General features: G+C 40.5%; 22 protein-coding genes. 12 read left to right on the top strand and 10 right to left on the bottom strand.

Annotated elements, in window-relative coordinates:
* The first annotated feature begins 97 nt into the window (after nt 1–97).
* Together kdsA and WG954_RS09715 are read left to right on the top strand one after the other, a co-directional pair.
* Nucleotides 98–916 carry a 3-deoxy-8-phosphooctulonate synthase gene (gene kdsA, locus WG954_RS09720; RefSeq protein ID WP_340435923.1) on the top strand — a complete coding sequence of 273 codons (819 nt, stop codon included), beginning with the start codon at nt 98–100 and terminating at the stop codon, nt 914–916.
* 79 nt (nt 917–995) lie between these two features.
* On the top strand, nt 996–1784 hold the full coding sequence (locus tag WG954_RS09715; protein WP_340435922.1) for a hypothetical protein: 789 nt from the start codon (nt 996–998) through the stop codon (nt 1782–1784).
* 299 nt (nt 1785–2083) lie between these two features.
* On the opposite strand, the gene WG954_RS09710 is transcribed toward WG954_RS09715, so the two are convergent.
* Genes WG954_RS09710 through WG954_RS09700 form a run of 3 tightly spaced genes read right to left on the bottom strand, consistent with a single transcriptional unit; the run spans nt 2084 to nt 4366 of the window.
* Entirely contained in the window at nt 2084–3070 is a 987-nt protein-coding gene (locus WG954_RS09710) for a helix-turn-helix transcriptional regulator (RefSeq protein WP_340435920.1), read from the bottom strand.
* 28 nt (nt 3071–3098) lie between these two features.
* Nucleotides 3099–4088 carry a helix-turn-helix domain-containing protein gene (locus tag WG954_RS09705; protein WP_340435918.1) on the bottom strand — a complete coding sequence of 330 codons (990 nt, stop codon included), beginning with the start codon at nt 4086–4088 and terminating at the stop codon, nt 3099–3101.
* A gap of 59 nt (nt 4089–4147) precedes the next feature.
* Nucleotides 4148–4366 (bottom strand): PspC family transcriptional regulator, encoded by a 219-nt coding sequence (locus WG954_RS09700; protein ID WP_340435916.1) that lies wholly within the window; start codon nt 4364–4366, stop codon nt 4148–4150.
* A gap of 236 nt (nt 4367–4602) precedes the next feature.
* Between WG954_RS09700 and WG954_RS09695 the strand changes: the two genes are divergently transcribed.
* The 4 genes from WG954_RS09695 (at nt 4603) to WG954_RS09680 (ending at nt 10125) form a co-directional block, all read left to right on the top strand.
* Entirely contained in the window at nt 4603–6873 is a 2271-nt protein-coding gene (locus tag WG954_RS09695; protein WP_340435914.1) for an aconitate hydratase, read from the top strand.
* A gap of 102 nt (nt 6874–6975) precedes the next feature.
* Nucleotides 6976–7458 (top strand): nucleoside deaminase, encoded by a 483-nt coding sequence (locus tag WG954_RS09690; RefSeq protein WP_340435912.1) that lies wholly within the window; start codon nt 6976–6978, stop codon nt 7456–7458.
* Nucleotides 7459–7548: 90 nt separating this feature from the next.
* Nucleotides 7549–9447, top strand: a complete 1899-nt coding sequence (locus tag WG954_RS09685) for a gamma-glutamyltransferase family protein (RefSeq protein ID WP_340435910.1) — start codon at nt 7549–7551, stop codon at nt 9445–9447.
* 9 nt (nt 9448–9456) lie between these two features.
* Nucleotides 9457–10125 carry a DNA alkylation repair protein gene (locus WG954_RS09680; protein WP_340435908.1) on the top strand — a complete coding sequence of 223 codons (669 nt, stop codon included), beginning with the start codon at nt 9457–9459 and terminating at the stop codon, nt 10123–10125.
* 9 nt (nt 10126–10134) lie between these two features.
* Here WG954_RS09680 and WG954_RS09675 read toward each other — a convergent pair whose 3' ends face one another.
* Both WG954_RS09675 and WG954_RS09670 read right to left on the bottom strand, forming a co-directional pair.
* Nucleotides 10135–11199, bottom strand: a complete 1065-nt coding sequence (locus tag WG954_RS09675; RefSeq protein ID WP_340435906.1) for a T9SS type A sorting domain-containing protein — start codon at nt 11197–11199, stop codon at nt 10135–10137.
* Nucleotides 11200–11607: 408 nt separating this feature from the next.
* Nucleotides 11608–11994: an SET domain-containing protein gene (locus WG954_RS09670; RefSeq protein ID WP_340435904.1), complete on the bottom strand. Its 387-nt coding sequence runs from the start codon at nt 11992–11994 to the stop codon at nt 11608–11610.
* 100 nt (nt 11995–12094) lie between these two features.
* Here WG954_RS09670 and mgtE point away from each other — a divergent pair, with 100 nt between their 5' ends.
* From mgtE to WG954_RS09650, 4 genes are all read left to right on the top strand, one after another.
* The gene (mgtE, locus tag WG954_RS09665) at nt 12095–13486 is read left to right on the top strand and encodes a magnesium transporter (protein ID WP_340435901.1); all 1392 of its coding nucleotides are present in this window, start codon (nt 12095–12097) and stop codon (nt 13484–13486) included.
* 62 nt (nt 13487–13548) lie between these two features.
* On the top strand, nt 13549–13839 hold the full coding sequence (gene gatC, locus WG954_RS09660; protein ID WP_340435899.1) for an Asp-tRNA(Asn)/Glu-tRNA(Gln) amidotransferase subunit GatC: 291 nt from the start codon (nt 13549–13551) through the stop codon (nt 13837–13839).
* Between the two features lie 15 nt (nt 13840–13854).
* Nucleotides 13855–14556 (top strand): ABC transporter ATP-binding protein, encoded by a 702-nt coding sequence (locus tag WG954_RS09655; RefSeq protein WP_340435897.1) that lies wholly within the window; start codon nt 13855–13857, stop codon nt 14554–14556.
* 100 nt (nt 14557–14656) lie between these two features.
* On the top strand, nt 14657–15217 hold the full coding sequence (locus WG954_RS09650) for a cob(I)yrinic acid a,c-diamide adenosyltransferase (protein ID WP_324228245.1): 561 nt from the start codon (nt 14657–14659) through the stop codon (nt 15215–15217).
* Between the two features lie 66 nt (nt 15218–15283).
* Here the strand turns inward: WG954_RS09650 and WG954_RS09645 are convergent, their stop codons facing one another.
* The gene (locus WG954_RS09645; RefSeq protein ID WP_340435895.1) at nt 15284–15946 is read right to left on the bottom strand and encodes an ABC transporter ATP-binding protein; all 663 of its coding nucleotides are present in this window, start codon (nt 15944–15946) and stop codon (nt 15284–15286) included.
* A 156-nt stretch (nt 15947–16102) separates the two neighbouring features.
* Here WG954_RS09645 and WG954_RS09640 point away from each other — a divergent pair, with 156 nt between their 5' ends.
* Nucleotides 16103–16324: a DUF2795 domain-containing protein gene (locus tag WG954_RS09640; protein ID WP_129130154.1), complete on the top strand. Its 222-nt coding sequence runs from the start codon at nt 16103–16105 to the stop codon at nt 16322–16324.
* A gap of 175 nt (nt 16325–16499) precedes the next feature.
* Here WG954_RS09640 and WG954_RS09635 read toward each other — a convergent pair whose 3' ends face one another.
* From WG954_RS09635 to WG954_RS09625, 3 genes are all read right to left on the bottom strand, one after another.
* On the bottom strand, nt 16500–16889 hold the full coding sequence (locus WG954_RS09635; RefSeq protein ID WP_340435893.1) for a VOC family protein: 390 nt from the start codon (nt 16887–16889) through the stop codon (nt 16500–16502).
* 2 nt (nt 16890–16891) lie between these two features.
* Entirely contained in the window at nt 16892–17161 is a 270-nt protein-coding gene (locus tag WG954_RS09630) for an SWEET family sugar transporter (RefSeq protein ID WP_340435890.1), read from the bottom strand.
* A gap of 111 nt (nt 17162–17272) precedes the next feature.
* Nucleotides 17273–18088 (bottom strand): enoyl-ACP reductase FabI, encoded by an 816-nt coding sequence (locus tag WG954_RS09625; RefSeq protein WP_340435888.1) that lies wholly within the window; start codon nt 18086–18088, stop codon nt 17273–17275.
* 181 nt (nt 18089–18269) lie between these two features.
* On the opposite strand from WG954_RS09625, the gene WG954_RS09620 reads away from it, so the two are divergent.
* On the top strand, nt 18270–18548 hold the full coding sequence (locus WG954_RS09620) for a GNAT family N-acetyltransferase (protein WP_340435885.1): 279 nt from the start codon (nt 18270–18272) through the stop codon (nt 18546–18548).
* Between the two features lie 94 nt (nt 18549–18642).
* Here WG954_RS09620 and sov read toward each other — a convergent pair whose 3' ends face one another.
* Nucleotides 18643–25923 (bottom strand): T9SS outer membrane translocon Sov/SprA, encoded by a 7281-nt coding sequence (gene sov / locus WG954_RS09615; RefSeq protein WP_340435883.1) that lies wholly within the window; start codon nt 25921–25923, stop codon nt 18643–18645.
* Between the last annotated feature and the right edge of the window lie 27 nt (nt 25924–25950).

The following is a 25950-nucleotide window of genomic DNA, read 5'->3' as shown; positions in this document are numbered from 1 at the left end:
TTGGATGGATTTAATGATTTGCCTGATTAAAACCAGGGCTGTTTCCCCAAAATCACACATCCGGAATCAGACATCAGACTTCCTTTATCTTTGCCGCATGGAACAATTTCTGAAAGACCTGTTTGCCAATCAATCTTACGACGAAAAAAACTTTTTCCTCATTGCCGGACCATGTGTAGTTGAAAGTGAAGAACTGGTAATGGAAGTAGCCGATAAAGTTTCAACTATTTGCAAAGAGTTAGGTATTCCCTATGTGTTCAAAGCATCTTACCGCAAAGCCAACAGAACAAGTGCTGCTTCATTTACGGGCTTAGGTGATGATACAGGTTTGAGTTTGATCGACAAAGTCAGAAAGCATTATAACCTTCCTGCAACATCAGATATTCATGCACATGAAGAAGCGGGAATGGCCTCTCCTTATATTGATATTTTACAGATACCAGCATTTCTCTGTCGCCAAACCGATCTGTTGGAAGCGGCTGCAGAAACAGGAAAAATAGTGAACGTAAAAAAAGGTCAGTTCCTCAGCGGACCTTCGATGAAGTTTGCTGTCGAAAAGATCCGCAAAGCCGGCAATAACAATATCATGCTTACCGAACGGGGAAACACTTTTGGTTATACTGATCTTGTTGTTGATTACCGCAACATTACCTGGATGAAAGAATTGAATGTTCCCGTAATTATGGATTGTACGCATTCATTGCAACAGCCCAATCAAACAACGGGTGTTACGGGTGGTAATCCGCAACTCATCGGCACAATTGCAAAAGCGGCTATTGCCACGGGTGTTGATGGATTATTTATTGAAACGCACCCAAACCCTGCCGTTGCAAAAAGTGATGGCGCAAATATGTTGCAGTTAGATAAACTGAAAGGATTGCTGGAGCAATTAGTGAAGCTCAGAAAAGCAATTTAATATTCGATGCTGTTGTCATTTTCAGCTTTTATTTAACAATAAGTTTCACGAACTTTAAAGAGCATCAAAAGCTCTTTATATGAAAAAAACTTTACTCATCATTGCAGGCGTTTGCCTGTATCTCACCTCCTTTGCACAATTTGAATTTGGTTTTGGTTACAGTAACCAATCGCCCCTTGGCGATATGGCCAGCAACATTAATGCAGCACATGGATTTAACTTTCAGGCTGGCTATCGTTTACCATTTGCAGGTAAGCAGTTTGTTGTATCATTCGAAACAGGAACCGGTCGCTTCGGTAAAAAGAAAGTAACTCAAAGTTTCCAAAATGAAGATATGAGTACCGCTGCTGAATACCCGGTGAACTATATCAACTTCGCCAACTTCAATCATCTTAACCTTCGGTATGAAGTAGTAAAGAACAAAGCAATTACACCATATGTACAAGTACTTGGTGGTCATCAATCATTAGGCACAAGAGTTCGTATTAATGTGTATGATGAAAATGATCGTGACGATTGTAAACCACTAGAAAATGAAGTCACTTTCCGCAAAGGTTCAATGACATGGGGGTATGGTGCAGGTTTGTTGATGAAGCTTCGGTCAAAATCAGCATGCAATCCACTTAACGGCACTTCCATTAATCTTTCAGTAAGTCGTATTCATGGAAATCGCATTGATTATGTAAACGTAAAACAATTGGAGCAACCGGGTCCTTCGCAGCCAACACCTGATGATAGCAAGCCACTCACCATGCGGTTTGTAAACCTTAACACTAATCATATTCATAACCATACCGTGGCACAATTGTACAATAGTCCTCTGCAACAACTGCAGGTGAAACTTGGTTTGTTGTTTGATTTGAGATAACCAGTATATACCAGCTATAAAAAATTGAGGCTCTTAGTTAAGAGCCTCTTTTTGTGGGGGCGTTGGATAAACATACGTCTTCACTAGGATGCAACGACAGACTTGCTGCTAAACAGGGAACTGTTAAGCGCACGCAGAAATACCAGTAAGAGGTAGCATGTGAATTACAACGTGTGAGATGGGAGGCTCAAAGGATGCATGAATTAAAAACGGAGCGATGTCGCTTCAAGAGGTTAAAAGACGAGTGAAATCAGTCTTCTAAAGTTAGGCAAATTAAAATATATGGAAAATAAATATTTCTATACCTGGCTTGGCAGTACATTAAACTCTTTTTTGAAAGCAAGAGAAAAGTTACTGAGATTACTATAGCCTAATTGTGTTCCCACTTCTTTTACGTTGTATTGGCCGGTAAGCAGCATAGATCTTGCTTTTTGCATCCTGTTTTTCTGGTAGTATTCATATATGCCGGTGCCGTACACCCTTTTAAAAGCAGATTTTAATTTCGATACACTCATTCCGCTTTTCTCTGCCAGCAAAGCAATGGTTGGGGGAGGCTGGCCAAAATCTCGTACAAGCAGCGATTCGATTTCCATCAGCTTGCTCATATCTGATGCTTTGATCTTACGTGGAGGCTGGGTTGGCTCTTCCTGCATCTTACGATAGATCTTCGAAAGAAAATGTTCAAGCAATAACATAATACGATTCTTCACAATCATACTCTGCAAAGGATTAGCTTCATCAGTTTGAAATACTTCATCAAACAAAATTCTGTTTTGCGCATCAAATGGTTCAGGATGCACAAGTGTGTTGCGCATAGCATTGTAGCGGGACAAAACCTGCAACTCGTTATAACGATTAAGATTATCATTTATCCAGCGGCCGGGAAGGAGTATATTAATGCTTCTTGCTTTGGTATTGGCTTTAACAGTAAAACTCATGTCATTTGCACTTGAACTTAGTGTAACCCCTGCCCTTCTTGTGCTTTTATCAAATATCTGTTTCCCGTTGTGGAGAAAGTGAAGGGAATCGCCTAACTCAGCATCATTAAAATGAAGAATGCAAAAATATTCATCACTCTTTTCACGCTTGAATGTTACATCAACATGATAGTGTATATCTGAAAGCATCGCCTGCAATCCATTTGGTAGTTCTACTACTCTAAAATAGCCATCAGCAATATCGGGCGACAGCTGAAGAAAATCATCTGTCAAATGCAAATGCATTTGTTCTGAAATACTTGCAAGTACTTCTTTGTAGTTCGTATGTTTTAAGTGCACAACTATCATGGCACCTGGTTTTACTTTGTTTATCTAACTACGTTTCTATAAACTTTGAAGGCTCTTCCTTCATATACTTTTTGAATGCAGTTACAAAATTACTCACGTTGGTATACCCAATTGTTACAGCTACTTGTTTAACTGAATATTTTCCTGTCGATAATAATTCGCCTGCCTTTAGCATTCGCTTTTGTTGGTAATACTCATAAATGGGCATACCAAATACCGATTTAAATATCTTCTTTAATTTTGTAGAACTCATCGTTGCCTTACGAGAGAGTTCTTCAATGGATTTTGGTTTATTTGAAAAATTTTCGACCAATATTTTTTCAATTTTCAAAACGGTATAGATATCATCCGGTTTTATATTACTCTGCACATCGGCCAGCGAAACTCTTGAATGAATGCGTGTAAAGAAACGTTCCATCAACAACTGTACCCTGTTCTCAATATATAAACGGGGAAAAGGCGTATCAGGATCCTCTTCCATAATTTCATTAATCAACTGAAAATACACAGCATCCAATGGCTCCATTGTAAAGCTGCGGCTTTTCAAAGCAATGTACGCCGGCAGTATATCATCAAACGTTTCAATCCCCATTAATTTTCCTAACCAATCTTTGGGTATCAGAATATTCACACCTTTGAATGTGGTGCCCTTAGTACCATGATAGAACCAATCGAATAGAGAACTGGTAAGATATGCAACAGCAATAGTTTCTTTTTTTCTGTCTACCACATCATTGTCAATACCAATACGGATTTCCTTTTCTACAATGAGTTCATCGAAACGAAGTGTATAATATTCTTCTGTATCTCTTTTTCTACTAATGAGCCAATCTTTGTTGATGCGGCAATTGATGATGTTCACATCAAGCCCGTTCGAAAGTTGAAGTACACGGTAGTAACCGCTGGCAATTTCCTCAGGGAAGAATAACCAGTTATCTTTCAGTTTCACTTGCAGCCTCGCCGCAAGATCGCTGATCATATCTTTATAACTGGAATGTGTGTACTCAAACGAAAACATAACCCTGATTGTTTGGTCAATTTAAACAATCAATTACCAAAATGCAATGACGAATCTCATTAGTAGCGCAGAGGGTTCCGTTTTCTGAACCAGATGTACTGACGAACGTTCATCCAGAAGGCAATAAAGAAGTAGATTATCAATGGCGAACCCATGGTAAGAAAGGATATATATATAAAATACTTGCGGATAGTGCTTGTGGCAATACCCATTTTCTCCCCTAACCAGGTACAAACGCCAAATACGTTCCATTCAATAATGTGCCGCAAACGGTTCATAGTGTTCAGTTGTAATGTAAAAGTACTTTATTCAACAATTCTTTCGGACAGATGGTTTAAAAAGTTCTTGTAAATCGGTAAATTCGCAACCTCAACAAGCAAATTGCAAATTTGAGAGTTTGAAAATGTGCGAATGGAGGGTTTTTTCAACCCGGCACTCCTCTTTGAGCCAATCTACCAAGCCAGTTTTCGAATTTTCAGATGAGCTGATTTTCAACATTATCAAATTCTTCTTCATGGTATTCGATCTCGACCTCATCAAAAAATTGTACAGCGAAATGCCTGCCAAAGTGGATGCCGCCCGCAAAGCATTGGGTCGCCCTTTAACATTGGCAGAAAAAATATTATTCTCACACCTTTGGACAGGAGTTGATCCTGTAGACTTCGAAAGAGGAAAAGCATATGTTGATTTTGCACCAGACCGTGTAGCGATGCAGGATGCAACAGCTCAAATGGCGTTGCTGCAGTTTGACACGACCGGTCGTAAAAAGGTTGCGGTTCCTTCAACCGTGCATTGCGATCACCTGATTGTTGCAAAGACAGAAGGCAAGCAGGATCTGGTAAAAGCTGTTACTGACAACGAAGAGGTTTATAACTTCCTTTCTTCTATCTCAAATAAATATGGCATTGGTTTCTGGAAACCTGGTGCTGGTATCATTCACCAGGTAGTGTTGGAAAACTATGCATTCCCCGGTGGTATGATGATTGGTACCGATAGCCACACGGTAAATGCCGGTGGCTTGGGTATGATCGCAATTGGAGTTGGCGGTGCTGATGCCTGCGATGTAATGGCTGGTCTTAGCTGGGAATTATTGATGCCAAAATTAATTGGTGTGAAATTGACCGGTAAACTCAATGGCTGGACTGCTCCTAAAGATGTAATTCTGAAAGTGGCTGGTATCTTAACTGTAAAAGGTGGTACCAACGCAATTGTTGAATATTTTGGCGAAGGCGCAACAAGCATGAGCTGTACAGGTAAAGGAACTATTTGTAACATGGGTGCTGAAATTGGTGCTACCACTTCAACCTTTGGTTACGATGAAAGCATGAGCCGTTACCTGAAAGCAACCGGTCGTGCAGAAGTTGCTGACGCTGCAGATAAAATCAAAGATTATTTAACAGGCGATGCAGATGTATATGCAAACCCTGAAAAATATTTCGATAAAGTAATTGAGATCAACCTCAGTGAACTGGAACCACACCTGAACGGACCATTTACTCCAGATTTAGCTACACCAATTTCTCAAATGAAAGAAGCAGCAGCCAAAAACGGATGGCCTACAAAAATCGAAGTGGGCTTAATTGGTAGCTGTACCAACTCTTCTTATGAAGATATCAGTCGTGCAGTAAGTCTTGCTGGACAGGTTAGTGATAAAGGATTGACATTAAAATCTGAATTCACCATTACTCCAGGTAGCGAACTTGTTCGTTATACAATTGAGCGTGATGGATATTTAGGTGTATTTGAAAAAATTGGTGCCACTGTATTTGCAAATGCATGCGGACCGTGTATTGGTATGTGGGACAGGGTTGGCGCTGAAAAAGCAGAACGTAACACCATCGTTCACTCGTTCAACAGAAACTTTGCAAAACGTGCCGATGGTAATCCAAACACCTTGGCGTTTGTTGCAAGTCCTGAATTAGTAACTGCATTGGCAATTGCCGGTGATCTTACATTCAATCCGCTTACAGATACCTTAACTAATGATAAAGGTGAGCAGGTAAAACTTGATCCTCCAAGTGGGGATGAATTGCCGATCAAAGGATTTGCAGTTGAAGATGCCGGTTACCAGGCACCTGCTGAAGATGGAAGCAAAGTGCAGTTAGATGTGAAACCAGATAGCAAGCGTCTGCAATTGTTATATCCATTCTCTGCTTGGGAAGGTATTGACATTAAAGGATTGAAACTCCTCATCAAAGCAAAAGGAAAATGTACAACTGATCATATCTCAATGGCGGGTCCATGGTTAAAATTCCGTGGTCACTTAGATAATATCAGTAACAACCTGTTAATTGGTGCAACAAACTTCTTCAACGAAAAAACTGATACTGTAAAAAATCAATTGACTGGTGAATACGGTACAGTACCAAATACACAGCGTGCTTACAAAGCAGCAGGTGTTGGATCAATTGTAGTGGGTGATGAAAACTATGGTGAGGGTTCAAGTCGTGAACATGCGGCGATGGAACCACGTCACCTTGGAGTTCGTGTTGTACTGGTGAAATCATTTGCACGTATCCACGAAACAAACCTGAAGAAGCAAGGTATGTTAGCGTTGACTTTTGCTAACAAAGAAGATTACGATAAGATTCTTGAAGATGATACCATTGACGTGATTGGTTTAACATCATTCACACCTGGCGTACCATTAGAGTTGGTATTGAATCATGCCGATGGAAGCAGTGAAACTATCACTGTTAACCATAGCTACAATGCACAACAGATCGAATGGTTTAAAGCAGGTGGAGCATTGAATGTGATACGCTCTGAATTTGCTAAAGCATAATAACATTAGTTGGAACGCTTTAAGCGTGCTGAACAATTAATAAAAAATCCCCCGCTACGTCGGGGGATTTTTTATCTTCCTGATAATTTAAATTGAATAACTATGGAGAAACAACTTACCACAGAAGATTTCATGCGTGAAGCCATTCGTCTTTCAATTGAAAATGTAGAGAGTGGAAAAGGCGGTCCGTTTGCAGCAGTGATCGTTAAAGATGGGAAGATCATTGCAAGCGGAGTGAATGAAGTAACCTTATCGAATGATCCTACTGCACATGCGGAGGTTGTAGCAATTCGTAAAGCATGTTCAACTTTAAATTCATTTCAATTGGAGGGCTGTGAAATTTATTGCAGTTGCGAACCTTGTCCCATGTGTCTCGGTGCAATTTATTGGGCAAGGGCAGCAAAGATCTATTTCGCTAATACCAAAGAAGATGCTGCTGCTGTTGACTTCGATGATAAATTTATTTATGACGAAATTGATCTATCACATACCGGAAGAAAACTCACAACGCAACAATTACTCCGTGAAGAAGCATTGGTTGCATTTGAGAAATGGAAAACGAGTCCGCTTAAGACAAAATACTAGAAACCCTTCCCACACTTTTTATTGTCCATTTATCCAATAAGCTGCAACAGAATCGTTCTCTGCCTAACTTTAAGCTACAAATTCAACAGCATGAGAAAATTATTCAGCGTGGCTACAGCCTTCCTGTTTTCTTTATCAATATTCGCACAACAAACACAAAAGCCCCCTTTACATGGTAAACAATGGATGGCCATTACCGGTAAGCCATTGGCAGCAACAGCCGGCTCTATGATTTTTCAGAAAGGCGGCAATGCAGTTGATGCAGCATGCGCCATGTTGGGAGCAACCTGCACTATGTGGGATGTATTGAGCTGGGGCGGTGAAACACAGGCGCTCATTTACAATCCTAAGACGGGAAAAGTAATTGGCATTAATGCATTAGGTGTTGCACCAACAGGTGCTACAGCTGAATACTATAAAAGCAAAGGATATAATTTTCCTCCGGAGTACGGCCCGCTTGCAGCTGTTACGCCTGGTACTGTTGGTGGGTTGTGTTTGATGTTAGCCAACTATGGCACCATGAGTTTGAAAGAAGTGCTTGCACCATCTATGCAATTAGCAGCAGGTTATCCTATTGATGCACAAACAGCTAATAGTATGGAGCGTGGTAAACAACGTATCAAAGAATGGCCTTACAGTAAAAAAGTTTTCCTTCCTCATCTTGGAGAAAAAAGAGAGGCACCTGAAGCAGGTGAAATTTTTGTACAAAAAGATTTATTGGAAACACTCACCAAAATGGTGGAAGCTGAACAGGACGCTTTGAAAAAAGGCAAGAGTCGCAAAGAAGCCATCATGGCTGCTTATGATCGTTTTTACAAAGGTGATATTGCAAAAGAGTTTGTACGTGGTTGCCAGGAACAAGGAGGGCTAATTACAATGAATGACCTTGCCAACTGGAAGCCAATTGAAGAAGAACCCATGCATGTAAATTATAAAGGAATTGAAGTCTATAAACTGCAGCAATGGACTCAGGGACCGATGTTGTTACAAAGTCTCAACATTCTTGAAAATTTTGACTTGAAGAATATGGGTTATAACAGCAGCAGGTATATTCATACGCTTTATCAAACCATGAATATGACTTTTGCCGATCGTGATTTTTATTATGGTGATCCTGCGTTTCCACCCGCAGAGCCAATAAAAGGTTTGTTAACTAAAGAATATGCAAGACAGCGTGCGAGAATGATCTCGATGGAACGCAACATGGCAAACATTGGACCTGGTGATCCGTATCCGTTTGAAGGAAAAATAAATCCATTTGTTGATGTGTTGAAAAAGAGAGGCTTTAGTTTAGATACCACTTCTACTCAAAACAGAAATTTCGCTCCTACGCATGATGTGCGCAATGAAGCTGTTGCTTCTGTTGATGCGGAATATATGGAACACTTGTGGGCCGGCACCACATCGGTTGAAGCTGCAGATGCTGAAGGTTGGGTTGTTTCGATTACTCCATCGGGTGGATGGTTGCCGGCAACAATAGCCGGGAACACAGGAATTGGCATGAGTCAACGTGGACAAAGTTTTGTATTGGATGCAACTCTCAATCCATTTAACGTAATTGAACCGGGGAAACGCCCAAGAGTAACATTAACTCCAACCATGGCATTGAAAGACGGGAAACCATTTTTGTCATTTGCTGTACAAGGCGGCGATACACAGGATCAAAATCTATTGCAGTTCTTTTTAAACATTGTTGAATTTGGCATGACAGTTCAGGAAGCATGTGAAGCTGCAAACATCAATACCAATCAACTATGGTTATCGTTGGGCGGTAGTAAAACAGAAGATCGACAACCAAAACCCGGCCATTTGTTATTACATACCAATACTTCCGAATGGGTGAGAAAAGAACTACGAAAAATGGGTTATACACTCTTTTTTGAAGATAGAACAAGCGGCCCAATCAATGCCATCTGGTTCGATTGGAAACACAAAAGTTTCTGGGGCGGCAGCAGTAATCATGGCGAAGATTATGGTATTGCCTGGTAAAAGATAAACATGCATTCTTATCTTATTCCTCTTATAAAATTATTTGAGCAACATGCCAATGCTGGTAATGCAGAAGGCATGAAAGCTTATATGTTAAACCAGTTTGATTTCTATGGTTTAAAAGCTCCCGTTTGGCGCAAACTCAGCAAAGAATATTTTAAGGAAGCGTTACCTCCCTTTGGAGAAGTTGAAGGCATCATTAAAGACTGCTGGCAACATCCGAAGAGAGAACTGCAATACGTAGCAATTGAACTGTTAGCCAGTTATCAAAAACACTGGAAGGAAGAAACCATCAGTATCATTGAATACATACTCACACATAAAAGCTGGTGGGAGACAGTTGATCATGCAGCCACTTCATTAACCGGACCTTACTTTAAAAAATATCCTGAACAACAACGAAAGATCACAACAAAATGGAATAAGAGCAGCAGTATTTGGTTGCAACGCAGCAGCATCATGTTTCAGAAAATGTACAAGAAAGAAACAGATACAGATCTATTAAGTAAAAACATCCTGTCTCTCAGACATTCAAAAGAATTCTTTATACAAAAAGCAATTGGTTGGGCCTTACGGGAGTATTCAAAAACAGATGCAAAATGGGTTCGTGCTTTTGTAAAAAAACATTCCCTTTCACCGTTAAGCGAAAGGGAAGCTTTAAAAAGAGTCAGCAAGTAAATATTTCAATTATTGTTTGCTGAACTGTGTATAGAAACGTTTACCAGATTTAGGATTATATAATTCCATAAAATAAGAACCAACACTCAACGATTTAATATCAACAGAAGGATTAGCTGCCGATACATTTGTAACCTTCACGATACGGCCTTCTGTGCTGTACATGCGGCATACAAACAAGCTACCATTTTCCACAGCGGGAAGATTAATTCGTATATTATCTGAACTTGGATTCGGAAATACTTTCACGCTTATACTTTGTTCACTTCCCAATCTTATTTTCTTCACATCACTGTACGTAATGACCTCATCGTTATTAATTACTTTAATACGATAGGAGGGTTCTATATCACGTGCCGTAATTTTATCCTTAAACTCGTATTGAAAATTCTCATTACCTTCTTTGCCCATTACCAACCCAATCGTTTTGAATTCACCGTCGTCATCCTTGCGTTGTACTTCAAAGAAATCAACCAATTGATTGTATTCAGATTTCCATTGTATGAGCACGTGATTGTCTTTATCCTGCAAATTGGCATCAACCGCTTTACCTGCTAATATGCCATGCACAGGATAGATAAAAGCAATATCATCTCCCTTTACGGTAACAGGAGCAAAATTATTATTATTACAATTGCTTACATCAAATGGTTGATAAGGATTTTGAGTACCCTGCTCTCTAAAGATAATAATTGCAATTTCTTTATAAATATCCTTTAATGCCCCGAAATGCCCATCCTGTTTTGTAAGGAATTGGGCAATAAATTTACCTCCCCAATAAAACCCGTAATCAACCTGATTAAGGTTATAATATTCCGGATTGTTATTTACTAATGTAAAAACAAGATCAAGGAGAATCATCGACTCGCCCGGATTTATCGGCATTAAATTATTACAAAGAGTAGTGGATCTGTTTATGTACCGCCTCTCCATTGTCTTAGTCTGCGACACTCCGGTTATTGAAGCAATGCGAGTCGAAGGTGACTCAAAATTTGGTGTGGGATCAGAGTCAGCACCAATAAAGCCAAGATATGAGCCATCATCAAGACCTGAATTTGGGGTCCCAAAATTCATATAACTCTGATATCTCACAAACTGAACAGCGGCTGGATTATACTGAAAGCCAAAACGCATGCCAGCAAATTTTAATTGCCCTTGATTAGAGCCCGTGGGATTACTTAAAGCAAGGCGAATAACTACTTCTCCATTAGTATTTCTGTAAAAGCAATTACCGTAATAGGCGGCCCCCTGTGAGTAAGATGTGTTTTGCAAGATTGTAATTACAACCAGCAACAAGAGTAACTTTCTAATCATGTAGAAGAGTTTAAATTGTTAACTGGTTTCCGTAGGTAGGAAGATTAAAGGAAGGCTTTTTCCAGGAAGATGGTGTTAATGCAAAAGTAACTTGCCAAACGCAGGAATGCAATAAAAATGTAGATTATTTTTAAACAATTTTGTAGTAAAAATACTATACCGTGCAATTCAGCCCTTTACATCAAACCATATTTTTTTTCCATCATTCCACTCACCATTATAATTAATCGTTACTTCCTCACCCGCAGGAATCTCACGCACCGTTTTAATCATCATTTGCCTGCTGTCGAAGTCCATAAAATATTCTGCATTGCTGCTGTAAGAATGATTGTAGATCGATATCCAGCCAAGTGCCAATGCGCATTCATCATGTTTGGGCCCCCATTCAAAAATATAATCGTGTAAAAGGGTTTGATCAAGCAGCTTTCGTTCATCTGCCCTCATGACGATGACTGGCGAAAACTCAATGATGGTACCAGCCGCAATTGACTCATTGGTGAATACAGCCCTGCCTTTTTCTTCGGTATCGGCAATAAACAAACAGCTTAAACGCATAATGAACTTTTGTAGCTTGAACTAGTCTTTCAATCAAAGAAACTAACTTTAGCCAAAATGCAGAAATCAACAGCAAAACTTATCTAAAAACAGTTGAATTATGAGTCTTGAACTGGAACAGGAAGTATCATTAAAAGAGCAGTTTGAAGCTCTGATGATACGTGAGGACAAGCTGGAAATACAAGAATTCCTCAATAACCAGAACATCAGCGATGTGGCCGAACTTGTGTACGAATTCCCCGACTATGAAAGCCAGATGCTGGCCAATATGAGTGTTCACAGGGCTGCTAGTGTGTTTAAAATCCTTGATCTGCCTACCCAAAAACAGATCATTAAAGAACTTCCCCCCTTTAAAACAGCAGAATTACTAAATGAGCTTCCTGCCGACGACCGGACTTCTTTTCTTGAAGAATTACCTGGCAGCGTAGTAAGGGAACTGATCAAATTACTGAACCCGGAGGAAAGAAAAATCACACTATCGTTGCTGGGCTATCCGGAAAACAGCATTGGCCGATTGATGACGCCTGACTACGTTTACATTTATCCCTACAATACCGTTGCTGAAGTATTTGATACCATCCGTAAATACGGAAAGGACAGCGAAACCATCAACGTGCTTTACATCATCAATGAAAAAGGGGAACTGGTTGATGATATCCGTATCAGGGACATTATTCTTGCTGCGCCTGATAAGAAAGTGGAAGAAATTATTGACGGCCGTTTTATTGCCTTGAACGTGTACGACGATCAGGAAACTGCCAATGAAGCATTTAAAATGAATAACCGGGTGGCACTTCCTGTTGTAAGCAACACCAACAAACTTCTGGGTATTGTGACCATTGATGATGTGTTGTGGGTGGCTAATGAGGAGTTTAGTGAAGACATGCAGAAAATGGGTGGTACAGAAGCATTGGACGAACCGTATATTGAAACTCCTATTTTCAAACTATTCAAAAAACGGGTAGTTTGGCTCATCATTTTATTTTTTGGCGAGCTGCTTACTATTTCAGCCATGCAAGGATACCAGGATGAAATTGCCAAAGTGGTGGTGCTTGCCACCTTCATTCCACTGATTATTTCAAGCGGTGGGAACAGCGGCTCACAGGCATCTACACTTATTATACAGGCAATGGCATTGGGCGAAATAAGTATCAACGATTGGTGGCGTATTATGCGGAGAGAGATCGTATCCGGGCTATTGCTCGGGTCGTCGCTTTGCATCATTGCACTTTCAGTGATCTTTGTTTGGAGTTCATTCACCACAACGTTTGGCGATCATGCCATGCTTATTGGATTAACGGTAGGCTGTTCGCTAATTGGCATTGTTCTTTGGGGTACGCTTATGGGCTCTATGCTTCCGTTGATCTTAAAAAGATTAGGGGCAGATCCTGCTGCATCATCCACCCCATTTGTAGCAACACTTGTAGATGTAACCGGGTTGCTCATTTATTTTTCAATGGCCTATTTGTTCCTTAGCGGAGTATTGCTGTAAAGAAAAGTTCTCCGTTCATCCAAAACAGAGCCTGCACCGGTCAATTTGCTTATTTTTGACAGATGGAAGTAAACCATGCACTTATCGATAAATTGAGCCTGCTCGCCAGGCTGGAGATCAAACCCGAGGAAAAAGAAAAGCTACGGGAAGATCTGCAGCAGATGATTGGTTTTATTGAGAAACTGCAGGAGCTTGATACAACAGGCATTGAACCATTGATGCACCTTACCGAAGAGATCAATGTGTTGCGTGAAGATGAAGTGAAGGGTTCTGTTGAACGGGAAACAGGTCTCGAAAATGCAGCTCTACGGAACGAACATTTTTTCATGGTTCCGAAAGTCATCAAAAAATAATTTTATATTCATCGCATGCAATCTGTTATTCACCTGGAGCAACTCCGTAAAAGTTATTACCTCGGCAAACAGGAACTTCCCGTTTTAAAAGGTATTGATCTTGACATTAATAAAAATGAATTTGTAGCCTTGATGGGGCCATCAGGTTCCGGTAAAAGTACCTTGATGAATATTCTTGGTTGCCTTGATACCCTAACCGATGGTAAATATGTTTTGAATGGCAATGATGTGAGCAAGATGAATGATAATGAATTGGCCGAAATACGTAACCAGGAAATTGGTTTCGTATTTCAACAGTTTAACCTCTTACCACGTTTAAGCGCTTTGGAAAATGTAGCGTTGCCGCTTATTTATGCAGGTGTATCAAAAAAGGAACGAACAGAGCGTGCATTGGAAATGCTGGAAAAAGTAAGCCTGGCCGACAGATCGCATCACAAACCAAATGAATTAAGCGGTGGACAGATACAACGTGTTGCCATTGCACGTGCACTGGTGAACAGACCATCCATTATTCTGGCGGATGAACCTACAGGTAACCTCGATTCAAAAACATCGGTTGAGATCATGGGTTTGATCACTGATATTCATAAACTCGGTAATACAGTTGTACTGGTAACGCATGAAGAAGATATTGCAAGCTATGCTAAACGTGTTGTGCGTTTGCGTGATGGATTAATTGAAAGCGATAAAAAACGGGAAGAGTTACTTTTAAAATGAGTTGTTCAACGATATAGAAATGTGGAGAGTTTTGTAACTCTCCATTTTTATTTACAACCTTTTGCGTTCTACTTTTGTTAGCACTTCAATTTGATGAATTATGGCACATAAGATCTATACCAAAACAGGCGACCTCGGTAAAACAAGTTTAATTGGTGGTACTAAAGTGCCGAAAAGCCATATACGCATTGAAACCTATGGCACTGTTGATGAATTGAACTCCTATATCGGTTTGGTTACTGATCATGTAGCCGATGTACATACAAAAGCAGTGCTGAAAGAAATACAGGATCGTTTGTTTACCATTGGTTCTTCATTGGCTTGTGATCCGGAGAAAGAACCCAAAATGAAAATTCCTGATCTGAAGGAAAAAGATGTTGTCTTACTGGAAAAAGAAATGGATAAGATGAATGATGCCATTCCGCCGATGAAGTTTTTTGTTTTACCCGGCGGACATGTATCTGTAAGCACCATGCATGTTGCCCGTTGTGTATGCCGCCGTTGCGAACGTTTATGCGTTCACATGCAGCAGGAAGAAATGTTTGTTGAACCCCTTGTGATTAAATACATCAACCGCCTCAGTGATTATTTGTTTGTATTGGCCCGTTACACCGGTCATCAGTTAGGAGTTGAAGAAATTCCGTGGAAGCCGAGAGTTTGAAGACAAGTACGAAATACGAGGTTAGAAGTCAGAAACTCAACAACACTACAACTATTCAATAGTTTTTCAATTCGTACTAGAAATAATTCTTCCATCCTTCATATGCACCGTTCTGTCGCATTGCGCTGCTAACTCTTCGTTATGTGTAACGATCAGGAATGTTTGATTGAACTGCTTCCGCAGATCAAAGAATAATTGATGCAACTCACGGGCATGTGTACTGTCTAAGTTACCGGTTGGCTCATCAGCCATAATAATATCGGGATTATTGATCAAGGCACGTGCAACCGCCACACGTTGCTGTTCACCACCGCTTAATTCAGAAGGTTTGTTCTGCATACGATCTGAAAGACCGAGCATCTTCAACAATTCAATGGCCCTTGTTTCCACTTCTTTTTTCTTTTTCGCACCCAGCCATCCGGGAATGCAAACATTTTCCAAAGCGGTAAACTCAGGCAACAAATGATGGAACTGGAATACAAAACCAATATGCCGGTTGCGGAAACCAGCCAGCTCATCTCCTTTTAACTGATTCACCTGTACATTATTCAGCCAAACCTGCCCGCCATCGGCTTCATCCAGTGTGCCGAGTATGTGCAGCAACGTGCTTTTGCCCGCACCACTGCTCCCAACCAGGCTCACAATTTCGCCTTTGCTGATCTGCAAATCCACGCCCTTCAACACTTCCAGGCTGCCGTATCGTTTGGTTATCTGTTTACAAGTAAGCATTTGTTTCTTCTCCGTTTTACAAACCTAAGGTATTGAACCGTTGTGCCAAACTGCTGCTAAAAATTCATCGGCCAGGTTTATACACACACTTAACAAAGCAGATTTGGTTATTTCAGCAGGAAAGTTACTTTTGCGGAAAATTAAAGGGTTTTCCTTATGTTCTGGACACTTGAATTAGCCTCGTACCTCGAAGACGCTCCCTGGCCTGCTACCAAGGATGAATTGATTGATTATTCGATCCGCAGTGGGGCACCCATTGAAGTAGTAGAGAATTTGCAGGAGTTAGACGACGAGGGCGAAATTTACGAAAGCATTGACGACATCTGGCCTGATTATCCAAGCCAGGAAGACTTCTTCTTTAATGAAGATGAATACTAAGTAAGCTGTAAGCTGCACATTAAAAGCTACTAGCTAAAAACATTGAACCCTGCCTCAACGGCGGGGTTTGTTTTTTTACCTTGAGCAAATTTTATTCGATCACCTAAAGGGAGACAGTACAAGCATAGCAATATTTGTAAATGATGATGTCCGTCACCTTGCTGGTGAACATGCATCAAACAGTCAACTCAATCCTGTTTTTCTCCGGGTCAAGAATTACACTTTCATAATAACCATCCCCTGTGGTGCGTGGTTCATCAATTACTTCATATCCATCTGCACGGAAACGCTCAGTCATTGCATCAACCTTCTCTTTACTTCCAAGCGAAACAGCAAAATGAATAAAGCCTGTAAACTGATCGTACACATTATCCTTTGAATCAGGAACAGTTGGCATCTGCATTAATTCTAATCTTGGCCCGCCATCAAATGAAAGAAAATACGATTGAAATTGTTTTTTCTCATTAATGTATTTGTTATTCGATGTTGCATGAAAGTAACGGCAATAGAACTCTTTCATCAACTCAAGATCCTTTACCCAGATAGCAAGATGCTCGATATACATGACTATTTTTTAAACGTAAATTTGAAATACAACAAAACTAACGAGAGTAAAAAAATAAACCCGTTACATAATACCACAGGCACCAGCAGCGGATCATTAAAGATTCCATATACGAGCCACACCACCGTACTGGTGGTTACAATGAGGATGGTGTAAATACTCAGATCGCCCACACTTTTTGTTCGCCATGCTTTATATACCTGCGGTACAAATGTGGCGCTGCTGAGAATAGATGCAACGAGGCCAACAGCCTTAACCAAAAAAGGATCCATTGTATCTGTTTTTAAACTTAAAAAGTTGACAGGTAATTACCTGTCAACTTCCTGACAATTTCCAATATCTAAGTAAGAAGCACATTCGAACCATGTACTTCGTATCTAAGATTATTTTTCCATCTGCTCAATAACTTCAGCCGTTACGCCGGTAAAGCTGAAACCACCATCATGGAAAAGATTCTGCATCGTTACATAACGGGTAAGATCGCTGAACATCACAGCAATATAATTTGCACAATCTTCTGCAGTGGCATTACCCAGCGGACTCATTTTTTCTGCATAGTTAATGAACCCATCAAATCCTTTTACGCCACTACCTGCAGTTGTTTTTGTAGGCGATTGTGAAATAGTGTTCACACGCACCTTGTTCTTAACAGCATAATGATAGCCAAAGCTGCGGGTAATACTTTCAAGCAATGATTTTGCATCAGCCATTTCATTATAATCAGGAAACACACGTTGTGCAGCAATATAAGTGAGAGCAACTACACTACCCCATTCGTTGATGGCGTCCATATCCCAAGCTGTGCGTAACACACGGTGCAGACTCATTGCAGAAATATCAAGTGTTTTTGTATTCCACTCGTAATTGAGTTCTGTATAATGTTTACCCTTGCGAACGTTCAGGCTCATACCAATTGAATGCAGCACAAAATCAACCTTGCCACCGAAATACTCCATTGATTTTTCAAAGAGATTCTTCAGGTCATCCATATTTGTTACATCAGCTCCAATCACCGGTGCATTACCACAGGCTTCAGCCAGTTTATTGATCTCGCCCATCCGCAACGCAACAGGCGCATTGGTCAAAACGATCTGTGCTCCTTCTTCATAACATTTCAACGCCGTTTTCCAGGCAATCGACTTTTCATCCAAAGCACCGAAGATGATGCCCTTTTTCCCTTTCAGTAATTGATGACTCATAACTATTGATTTGGGGTCAAAAGTAAGGAAGATGAGGCAATTGTAGGATGTACAAAGTTAGAAGTACCAAGCACCTCCTCAAGGCACAAGAAACAAGGTACACGGAGAAAGACACAAGTAGAGCAACTTCATAAATGCAGATGTGATTTCTGATAACAACTTTACTTAATTTTATCGCCTTATGGAAATTCAACAAACAGACGATGGTAAGAAAGGCGCATTTTATATTGAACAGGATGGCGAACGCCTTGCCGAAATGACTTATGTATGGGCAGGCGAGAGCAAGTTCATTATTGATCATACCGAAGTGAGCGATAAACTTGCCGGCAAAGGTGCAGGCAAACAATTAGTAGCAAAAGCAGTGGAATTTGCAAGAGCGAAAGGTCTTAAAATTATGCCGCTGTGTCCTTTTGCAAGCAGCGTATTCAAAAAAACACCTGAATACAATGATGTGCTTTGATCTTTATCGTCAACAACAGAAATAAAGTATTCTGTCAGAAAACAAAAATGCCGTTGCGTTTGCAACGGCATTTTTTGACTAAAAAATTTTTTAATTACTGTGCTAAACTAATATTGATTTGCAAGCCAGCTCTCGTATTTACAACCGGTGGCGGTGTAGCTATATAACCTATCACCCTTGTTTGTTCAAAGAACAAACGTAACCTTACACGGTTGTTGAGTACATAATCAATCGATGGATTGATTGATAGAATTTTTTGTCCACCAGTTGGGATGGTGTTACGCTGATCAAGAATATTATTTGATGTTGCGTTATCACGATAGGTCATATCAAAACGGAAACTGAGATCGTTTGATAATGTTTTTGAATCGTTCTTTGTAAACGGAACTTTAAACGGCAACTTCAGTCCACGTTTACGCCAGCCTGCACCAACTGTAATTTCAACACTCCTAACTTCACTCACCTGGAAATCGATCAAACTTAAACTGATGGTACGACTGCGGCCATAATCAACTTTAAAGTTTAATTGATTCGTCATCTGCACATCAATACCGATCAATGGAGAAAAACGTTCACTGATGGTAAGGTTAGGTACAATGAAGAATGGAACAAAGTTGTTTGAAATAGTATCGATGAACGATGGATAACCTAATCCAAAATCATCAGCATATAAAAGAGCAGATGTAAAATTGTTCATGCTCAGGTTACTGGTATAGCCATGTGTAATACTGAAGTTGGTAAATATCTGATCAAGCCCGGGAATTCTCGACAAACCATTATACGTTAAACGCCAGTTAGGTTTTGGCAAATAACGTTTGAACGGATTATCACTCACACGACGGTTCTTCTGATCAAGCAAACCAACTTTCAACGGATCCTGGTCGGTATACGCTGCAATAAACGCCGGCACCAATACATCCTGTGCGTAACGGCCATAACCTTTGTAATAACCATCAGGATTAACCTGGCCACCATTATAAGGATTTGCCTTACCCAAACGTTCGGATAATATCTGCCTGTTCTGTTCAAACTGCAGGAAAGATTGACCCGGTGTTGTTGCCGAGAATTTCCTGAACATGGTTTGATAAGAAATAAAACTGATATCAAAACCACCGCTTGCTAGCGGACTTAAATGACCGAAAGTGCCGTTACCTGTTGTATCCTTAAACAGTTGCGAATAGTTTTTACTGAACGAACGTGTAAGATTAAAGTCAATCGTGAAATCACGGAATGGTTCAACTGTTGCTTCAGCTTTCAACTCCTGCCTGTAGCTCTGCTGGAAGAGGAAGTTGAAATTGGTATCACGTGTAACCCATCCTTTTCTTGCAGCCTCATCGAGCCAGCGGTCATCAGGTTGTTTACCGAAAACATAAGCAAGACTTGGTGCACGTGTACCCCAGTTCTGACCAAGGATTTGTGTACTGTCGGTATAACCCGGTAAACGTGAGTTAAATGATTCGTTGTAATTAAGATTGATACTTTTTACTGAAGTTAGTATCTGGCCAAAGAATCTTGCAGCTCCGCTTGGCTCAAAATTGAGACTCTTATCTTTCTTCGCTTCCAACCTGTTTAAGCGGCGGAATAATTTTGCCACATATTTTTTACTCTTACCAACGGTATCTTTTGGATTGAATTTAATATTTGGTGAAGTAAGTGTTGGTTTTGCATTTGGATCTTTCTCTGTTTCAAGTGATCGCAGGAATTTTGATTTCTGGTATAACCTTACAAAATCAAGCTGACCTGTAAATACTCTTGTTTGCGAGTTCTCAATGGTGTTACCAAGATTCACTGCCAAACGTGAGGCACCGATCCAGTTGTAAGTAGTGTTATAATTGAATCGTGCAGTTGTCCAATCCAACGCTGGAATTTTTGCTAATGGCAAATTATAAGATGCATTTGCTGTTTGACGATAGATTGTGTTACGTCCACCTTTCAGCAGGTTCTTACGAATACTGTCTTTCTTCTCTTTTGTATTGATGCGGCCAAATGGTTCATCCACACGTGCATTGTTTGTTGCACTGAAATCAATATTGATCGATCTGGTAATATCCCAACGCATATTGTACACACGATCAAACACGAAATATTTATCGTAGGTCTCGGGAATTTTAAACGGACTTGGTGCCACACCCGGAATCGTTACTTCTCTTGCACGCACTGCACCAAATTGGCGATTGATATCTGCACGGAAACTCAACAGGCTTGGCCTGTAATTAAAGTTAAAATCCTTAACGATATTCCACCATGGACTACGATACTTGATGAGCTTTTTAAATGGCTCAATAAACTTCGGCTGTGGTGCATAATTATAACCCAGGCCACCATAATGCTTTTCGATCACATCATTTTCAATAAGCGGATTTCGCTTTTCAGTTTTGGTGTAAGAATAGCTCACATCAAAATTCGAAACATCATAAATTTTCGCAGGCTTACCATTGGTTTTATTTTTCCGCATATTGCTCACGTTCACCGTTGTGATCGCAGAAAAATCCTGTGCAATATTTTTAACCGAATCTTTATTCGTTACTGTTTTCAGTTTGTCTTTGAATTTTATATCCTGATCATATGGATCGTATTCAGGATTCATTACCGTTTGCGAATAGCTGGCATAGAACGGAATTTCAAGACCTGTTTTTTTAGGTAATAATTTTCCAAGTTGCAATTGTGTGGCCACATCAAACTGGTAGAAGAATTCACGGCTGCGTTCATTCACTCTTTGTTCAATGGTACCAAATCCTGCACTGCGTGCAGAACCGGAAATAGAAACTGTTCCAAGATCAGCGAGCTGAATATCCACTCGTCCTGTCCCCGCCCAACCACCTTTTTCATCCAAACCACTTAAACGTAATTCATTCACCCACACTTCGGCACATACAGTTGAATTAGCATCGTTGCGGTTATTCTCCACACCAACTAAGAATCCTTTTACTTCACCAAGATTCGGATTCCCCATTACTGCCCAACGAACACCATTACCCCTGTCTTCAGAATAAACTGAATTCACACCTCCTGTTCGGCGCAATTTGAAACGAACCAATTCTTCCAGGCTCAGATCAAATTGATTTGCTCCCGGCCATACTGCACTTGTATCGTTTGGCCCATTACCCGGACGAGGGTATGTTCCCCATTTTGTTACTTTCAATGGCATGCGCACTTCATAATAGTTATTGATGAAGTCGGTACCAAAACGGATCACAGCAATTGCTTCACCATCTTTCAGGTTATCCGTTTTGCCTCTTGATTCTGCGTGCATAAACATACGCACACGTTTGTATTGACGCAGATCATGATTGAGTGTTTTAAATACAGCACGGCTGTCGCCATCCTGCAGATCGCATACCTGCATACTGAGTGATGATTCATTTTGCAAGAGGTTTACGCCATTATTACTTAATTGCTGTACACGTTCAATTCCAGGAGGTATTACATAATTCACCGGAACACGGTTGTCATTTTCTTCAACGTTAACAGCTGTAACATTAAATGAAGTGAGACCTTGGTTTTGTAATGGTTTGTATTGCCCTGTTGTATCAAGATCAAATTGATAAGAACGCCACATGTTACGCACCAGTTCCAGTTTACCAAAACGTACAACAAGAGAATCATCAAAACCCGTCATGAACATACGCATAAAACGGATCGATTTGAAGTCGGGAATATTGCCCACCTTCTGCTCATATTCTTTAACTGGTATTCGGAAGAGGAACCATGTTTCTTTACGTGAATTACCATCAGCCAGTTTAATATCTACTTCTCTTCTATCAGCAATATAATTCTGACCAACTTGCATTAACGGATCATCTTTCGGACGTAACTCTAAATGATACTGGAAATATTCTTCCACTTCATTCAATGTATTATCACGGTTGAGATCTTCATTGTCTGGATACAAAGTAGAAGCTGACGTGTACTGAATATCGTTGTTTGCAACCGGACTGTTTCCTTGCGGATTATTATAATCTTTATAACGGTTGAGGATGGTGGCATTATCCGGTTGATCAACACGGAAGTGTTTGTAATTATCTGTACTCGGATCAGCAAGTAAAGCCTGGTATGCAGCGCCGCCACCAATATTTGTTTGATATTGACTTAAGAAACTGCTGAATACACGAACCTCTGCACTGTCTGCTCTTCCATCTAAACCAACATCCTGTTGCGGACGTTCTTCAACAATATTGCTGAAGGCCTGTGCAATCTGGATAGGGTTGCGTGGTACTCTTGCCCAGTTACTGAAATCTTCACGTGCCGGTGTTTGTGTTGTGCTCAAACCATTTTCATAAAAACGGCGTCCATCCTTTAAGATATCTTCTGAAATGTTACCGAGGTTGAAATACATCTGTCCACCGGTACTTGTAGGATTAAGGATAAACGGATCCTGTACCCACATTTCAATAAACTCAATATTGTTTGTTTCGAAATCAATTTGATCAATGGCACGCATGATACCACCCCACCTGTTTCTTGGATTTAATAATTTACCATTTGAAGGATTGACACTTCCGCTTCGTGCATCAAAATTATATGGACCTCTTTGTGTTGGATAAAAGGCCATATCAAACGTGATCAATTGGTTTTGACCAAGATCAGGTGTTACCTGCGGAAATATTTCCTGGCGGTTTACAAAACGCACACGTGGATCAGATAGTTCAGTAAGGTTACCACCAATCGGATTGTTAGGATCACGACGTTGTTGCAATACCGGTTCAATATTATACCATGCAAGTTTTGCTCTGTTATAACCATATTGCAGATCATCATTCAATGATGCTTCAGGAAATAATTCCACACCAAAACGATCTTGAGCTTTAAATGGTGTTGATGCAAGTGACCAGGCTATAAATGGAAAACGAAGATCAATACCGTTGCGTGTTCCTTCAAAGTCATCAATATAAATTAAACCTCCACCACCTTTCTCCGGACGTATTTGTTTTGCTGTACTTGGAATAATCTGTGCTGCTTCACCGTATACATTAATGTTTGATAATTGTCGTGTAGAATAGAACGGCAATCCATCCAACCACTTTGTCATTCGTTTCCAGTCGCTGCGATAGTTTACATCAGCACCGATCATGGTATTGCGGATTGGATCATCGCCATAATTCATTTTAGTGAAGAAAGGTCGCTCGCCCAAACGCATTACTGCTGCGCCGATATTCAGTTGTTTGTTTTGACGTTCGATGGCTTTGTAATCTAAACGCAGCGCCATGAAGTTTCGGTTCTGCATACCGAACGTAGCGTTGTTTTCAAACCCAACATTAATAGGCACACCTGAGTTTACAATTGCCTGGTTGATGATCTTTACAGTACCGAGATTATAATCAACTGTGTAATCAACATTTTCTCTCAAGGTTTGTCCACCTGCAGAAACAGTAACCGATCCTTGCGGCACATTAAATGCACCCAACGGAATATCGCCACCGCCACCTGCACTGCGTGATGCACCACGGAATATATAACGATTCAATTGTGGCGATTGCTGCGCAACCCATTTAATTGAATCGTACAAAGGATAGAATAAATATTTCTGCCGCAGTTCGTTTGAATCAACTCCACGGAAAATGTATTCAAGGTCTTTGCCAAACGGTTCAAGTAAAGGAAAGATAACACGACTTAATTGCGAGTTAACGGTAAAGCCTTCAATATAATCGAACACACCATCCGGCTGCGGATCGTTTTGATTATTTAGTCGATCAAGATTTACTAATTCAATGATTGGTCTTCCTTTTTCTTCGCCTTCAGGAATATATCTTTTTTCTCCACCGCCCGGTTCCTGGTAAAGAATGTTGAGTTTAAAATCTCTACGTTCAAGTTGTCCGTAGCCAACTGAGTAAACGTTCTTCATCATCAAATCCCAGATCGGCAACAACGGACGTTGTGATGTTGCCTTCAACATTTTCAGAAAAAGCACTTTTTGTGTACCACTGTTATTCGCAGTTGTATCGGGCGTAACATCATTCGAGAATTCACCCACCTGGTATACTTTACCATTCACGGTGTATTGAAAAGCCACACCCAACACTTCATCGGGTTGCAGAATGGTGTTGAGTGAAATAAACCCTATCTGTGGGTTGAAGTAATATTCTTCCGGACGAAGCTTACGTGCAAATGTGCGTTCGAAATCCTGCACCGCAGTTAAACCAAAACTTTGCAAACGGTTTGTGATCAAAGCCGCATCTCTTGTTGCGGGATCATTCACCATACGTTGGTAAAGATCGTTCGCTCCATTTTGCGGAAGCTCAGACGAAGTGAGTGAAAAAATATTCGGGTTGAATGGCTTTGATTCACCAAGATCCATCAACGCAACAACGTTCCTGTTTTCTGTTGTTGAACCTGTGCGGTTGGTTACCCATACTTCCATACGAAGAATTTGAACCGGTGTTGTAACAGCCGGAATATTCTTCATGTTCTTGTTATAGTTGTTCTTAAAATATTGTGCGAGTAAGAAGTGACGGTTCTCTTCGTATTCATCAGCCTTTACCTGGAACTGTTGCAAACCTGTACCACCAGCCAACTGCACCTGTTGACGGTTTGAATTTTGATTGGCGAGTACAGCTGTAACATACAACTTGCCAAACTGCAATTCTGTTTTCAAACCAAACAATGCAGATGCACCCGGCATTAATGAACCACGTGCGGGAAACTGGATATTACCGGCTTCAATACGTTTGATGATGGCGTCGGTGTTGCCAACATAATCCAGCTTCAATTGATTTTCGAATTGGAAATTGGCGAGTGTATTGTAGGTAACTGGGAAATTAAGTTTATCGCCGATCTTGGCATTCAAACCGAAATTGGCATTCATATCAAAATCAAAACCACCATTCTTTCTGGCACGTTCAGGCAAGGTTGGGTTTTTGATGTTCTGACCGATATAACCGGCAGTTAATGTTACATCACCCTGCGGACGGATCTCAACTTTTGGAATACCTGTATTACTGAATAAACGATTAAAGAAACCCGGTCTTACCTGTAGTTTGGGATCAAGTATTTTACGGTTGAGGTTTAGTGTAGTATTGAGCCTGCGTTGAAAATAATCACGTTCATCCTGCCTGCTTTTATAAGCCAGCATTTCTTCGAAAGTGAGATAGCTTGGTTTACGATACCAGCTGCGCCCTACCTTTTCATAGATGAAATATCTTTTCGTTACCGGATCGTAAGCAATCGAATCTTTAATATTTGATGGACGTTGCAGATCAAATGTATTGCGGTTTGGTTCTGTAAAAGCATCACCTCTTCGATCGGTTAATGGAAAACGTAATTCAGGAGTTGTATCTCTTAACGGTGTTTGTGGCAAAGGAATACCGCTGTAACTCACCAATGTGAAGCAGGTCAGTACAATGGTCAGGAGGGCAATTCCAGATATGGTGCGTTGCATCAGGGTCAAGGTCTATAAGCAAATAAG

It is taken from the genome of Lacibacter sp. H375 (assembly GCF_037892425.1).
Classification (GTDB): Bacteria; Bacteroidota; Bacteroidia; order Chitinophagales; family Chitinophagaceae; genus Lacibacter.
Note: the sequence above shows the minus strand (reverse complement) of the source record. Positions and strands in the feature narration are given on the sequence as shown.

Bases quoted from the DNA above. Each gene is read 5' to 3' on its own strand.
- kdsA (WP_340435923.1), top strand. From the start codon at position 98: ATGGAACAATTTCTGAAAGACCTGTTTGCCAATCAATCTTACGACGAA.
- WG954_RS09715 (WP_340435922.1), top strand. From the start codon at position 996: ATGAAAAAAACTTTACTCATCATTGCAGGCGTTTGCCTGTATCTCACC.
- WG954_RS09710 (WP_340435920.1), bottom strand. From the start codon at position 3,070: ATGATAGTTGTGCACTTAAAACATACGAACTACAAAGAAGTACTTGCA.
- WG954_RS09705 (WP_340435918.1), bottom strand. From the start codon at position 4,088: ATGTTTTCGTTTGAGTACACACATTCCAGTTATAAAGATATGATCAGC.
- WG954_RS09700 (WP_340435916.1), bottom strand. From the start codon at position 4,366: ATGAACCGTTTGCGGCACATTATTGAATGGAACGTATTTGGCGTTTGT.
- WG954_RS09695 (WP_340435914.1), top strand. From the start codon at position 4,603: ATGGTATTCGATCTCGACCTCATCAAAAAATTGTACAGCGAAATGCCT.
- WG954_RS09690 (WP_340435912.1), top strand. From the start codon at position 6,976: ATGGAGAAACAACTTACCACAGAAGATTTCATGCGTGAAGCCATTCGT.
- WG954_RS09685 (WP_340435910.1), top strand. From the start codon at position 7,549: ATGAGAAAATTATTCAGCGTGGCTACAGCCTTCCTGTTTTCTTTATCA.
- WG954_RS09680 (WP_340435908.1), top strand. From the start codon at position 9,457: ATGCATTCTTATCTTATTCCTCTTATAAAATTATTTGAGCAACATGCC.
- WG954_RS09675 (WP_340435906.1), bottom strand. From the start codon at position 11,199: ATGAATTTTGGGACCCCAAATTCAGGTCTTGATGATGGCTCATATCTT.
- WG954_RS09670 (WP_340435904.1), bottom strand. From the start codon at position 11,994: ATGCGTTTAAGCTGTTTGTTTATTGCCGATACCGAAGAAAAAGGCAGG.
- mgtE (WP_340435901.1), top strand. From the start codon at position 12,095: ATGAGTCTTGAACTGGAACAGGAAGTATCATTAAAAGAGCAGTTTGAA.
- gatC (WP_340435899.1), top strand. From the start codon at position 13,549: ATGGAAGTAAACCATGCACTTATCGATAAATTGAGCCTGCTCGCCAGG.
- WG954_RS09655 (WP_340435897.1), top strand. From the start codon at position 13,855: ATGCAATCTGTTATTCACCTGGAGCAACTCCGTAAAAGTTATTACCTC.
- WG954_RS09650 (WP_324228245.1), top strand. From the start codon at position 14,657: ATGGCACATAAGATCTATACCAAAACAGGCGACCTCGGTAAAACAAGT.
- WG954_RS09645 (WP_340435895.1), bottom strand. From the start codon at position 15,946: ATGCTTACTTGTAAACAGATAACCAAACGATACGGCAGCCTGGAAGTG.
- WG954_RS09640 (WP_129130154.1), top strand. From the start codon at position 16,103: ATGTTCTGGACACTTGAATTAGCCTCGTACCTCGAAGACGCTCCCTGG.
- WG954_RS09635 (WP_340435893.1), bottom strand. From the start codon at position 16,889: ATGTATATCGAGCATCTTGCTATCTGGGTAAAGGATCTTGAGTTGATG.
- WG954_RS09630 (WP_340435890.1), bottom strand. From the start codon at position 17,161: ATGGATCCTTTTTTGGTTAAGGCTGTTGGCCTCGTTGCATCTATTCTC.
- WG954_RS09625 (WP_340435888.1), bottom strand. From the start codon at position 18,088: ATGAGTCATCAATTACTGAAAGGGAAAAAGGGCATCATCTTCGGTGCT.
- WG954_RS09620 (WP_340435885.1), top strand. From the start codon at position 18,270: ATGGAAATTCAACAAACAGACGATGGTAAGAAAGGCGCATTTTATATT.
- sov (WP_340435883.1), bottom strand. From the start codon at position 25,923: ATGCAACGCACCATATCTGGAATTGCCCTCCTGACCATTGTACTGACC.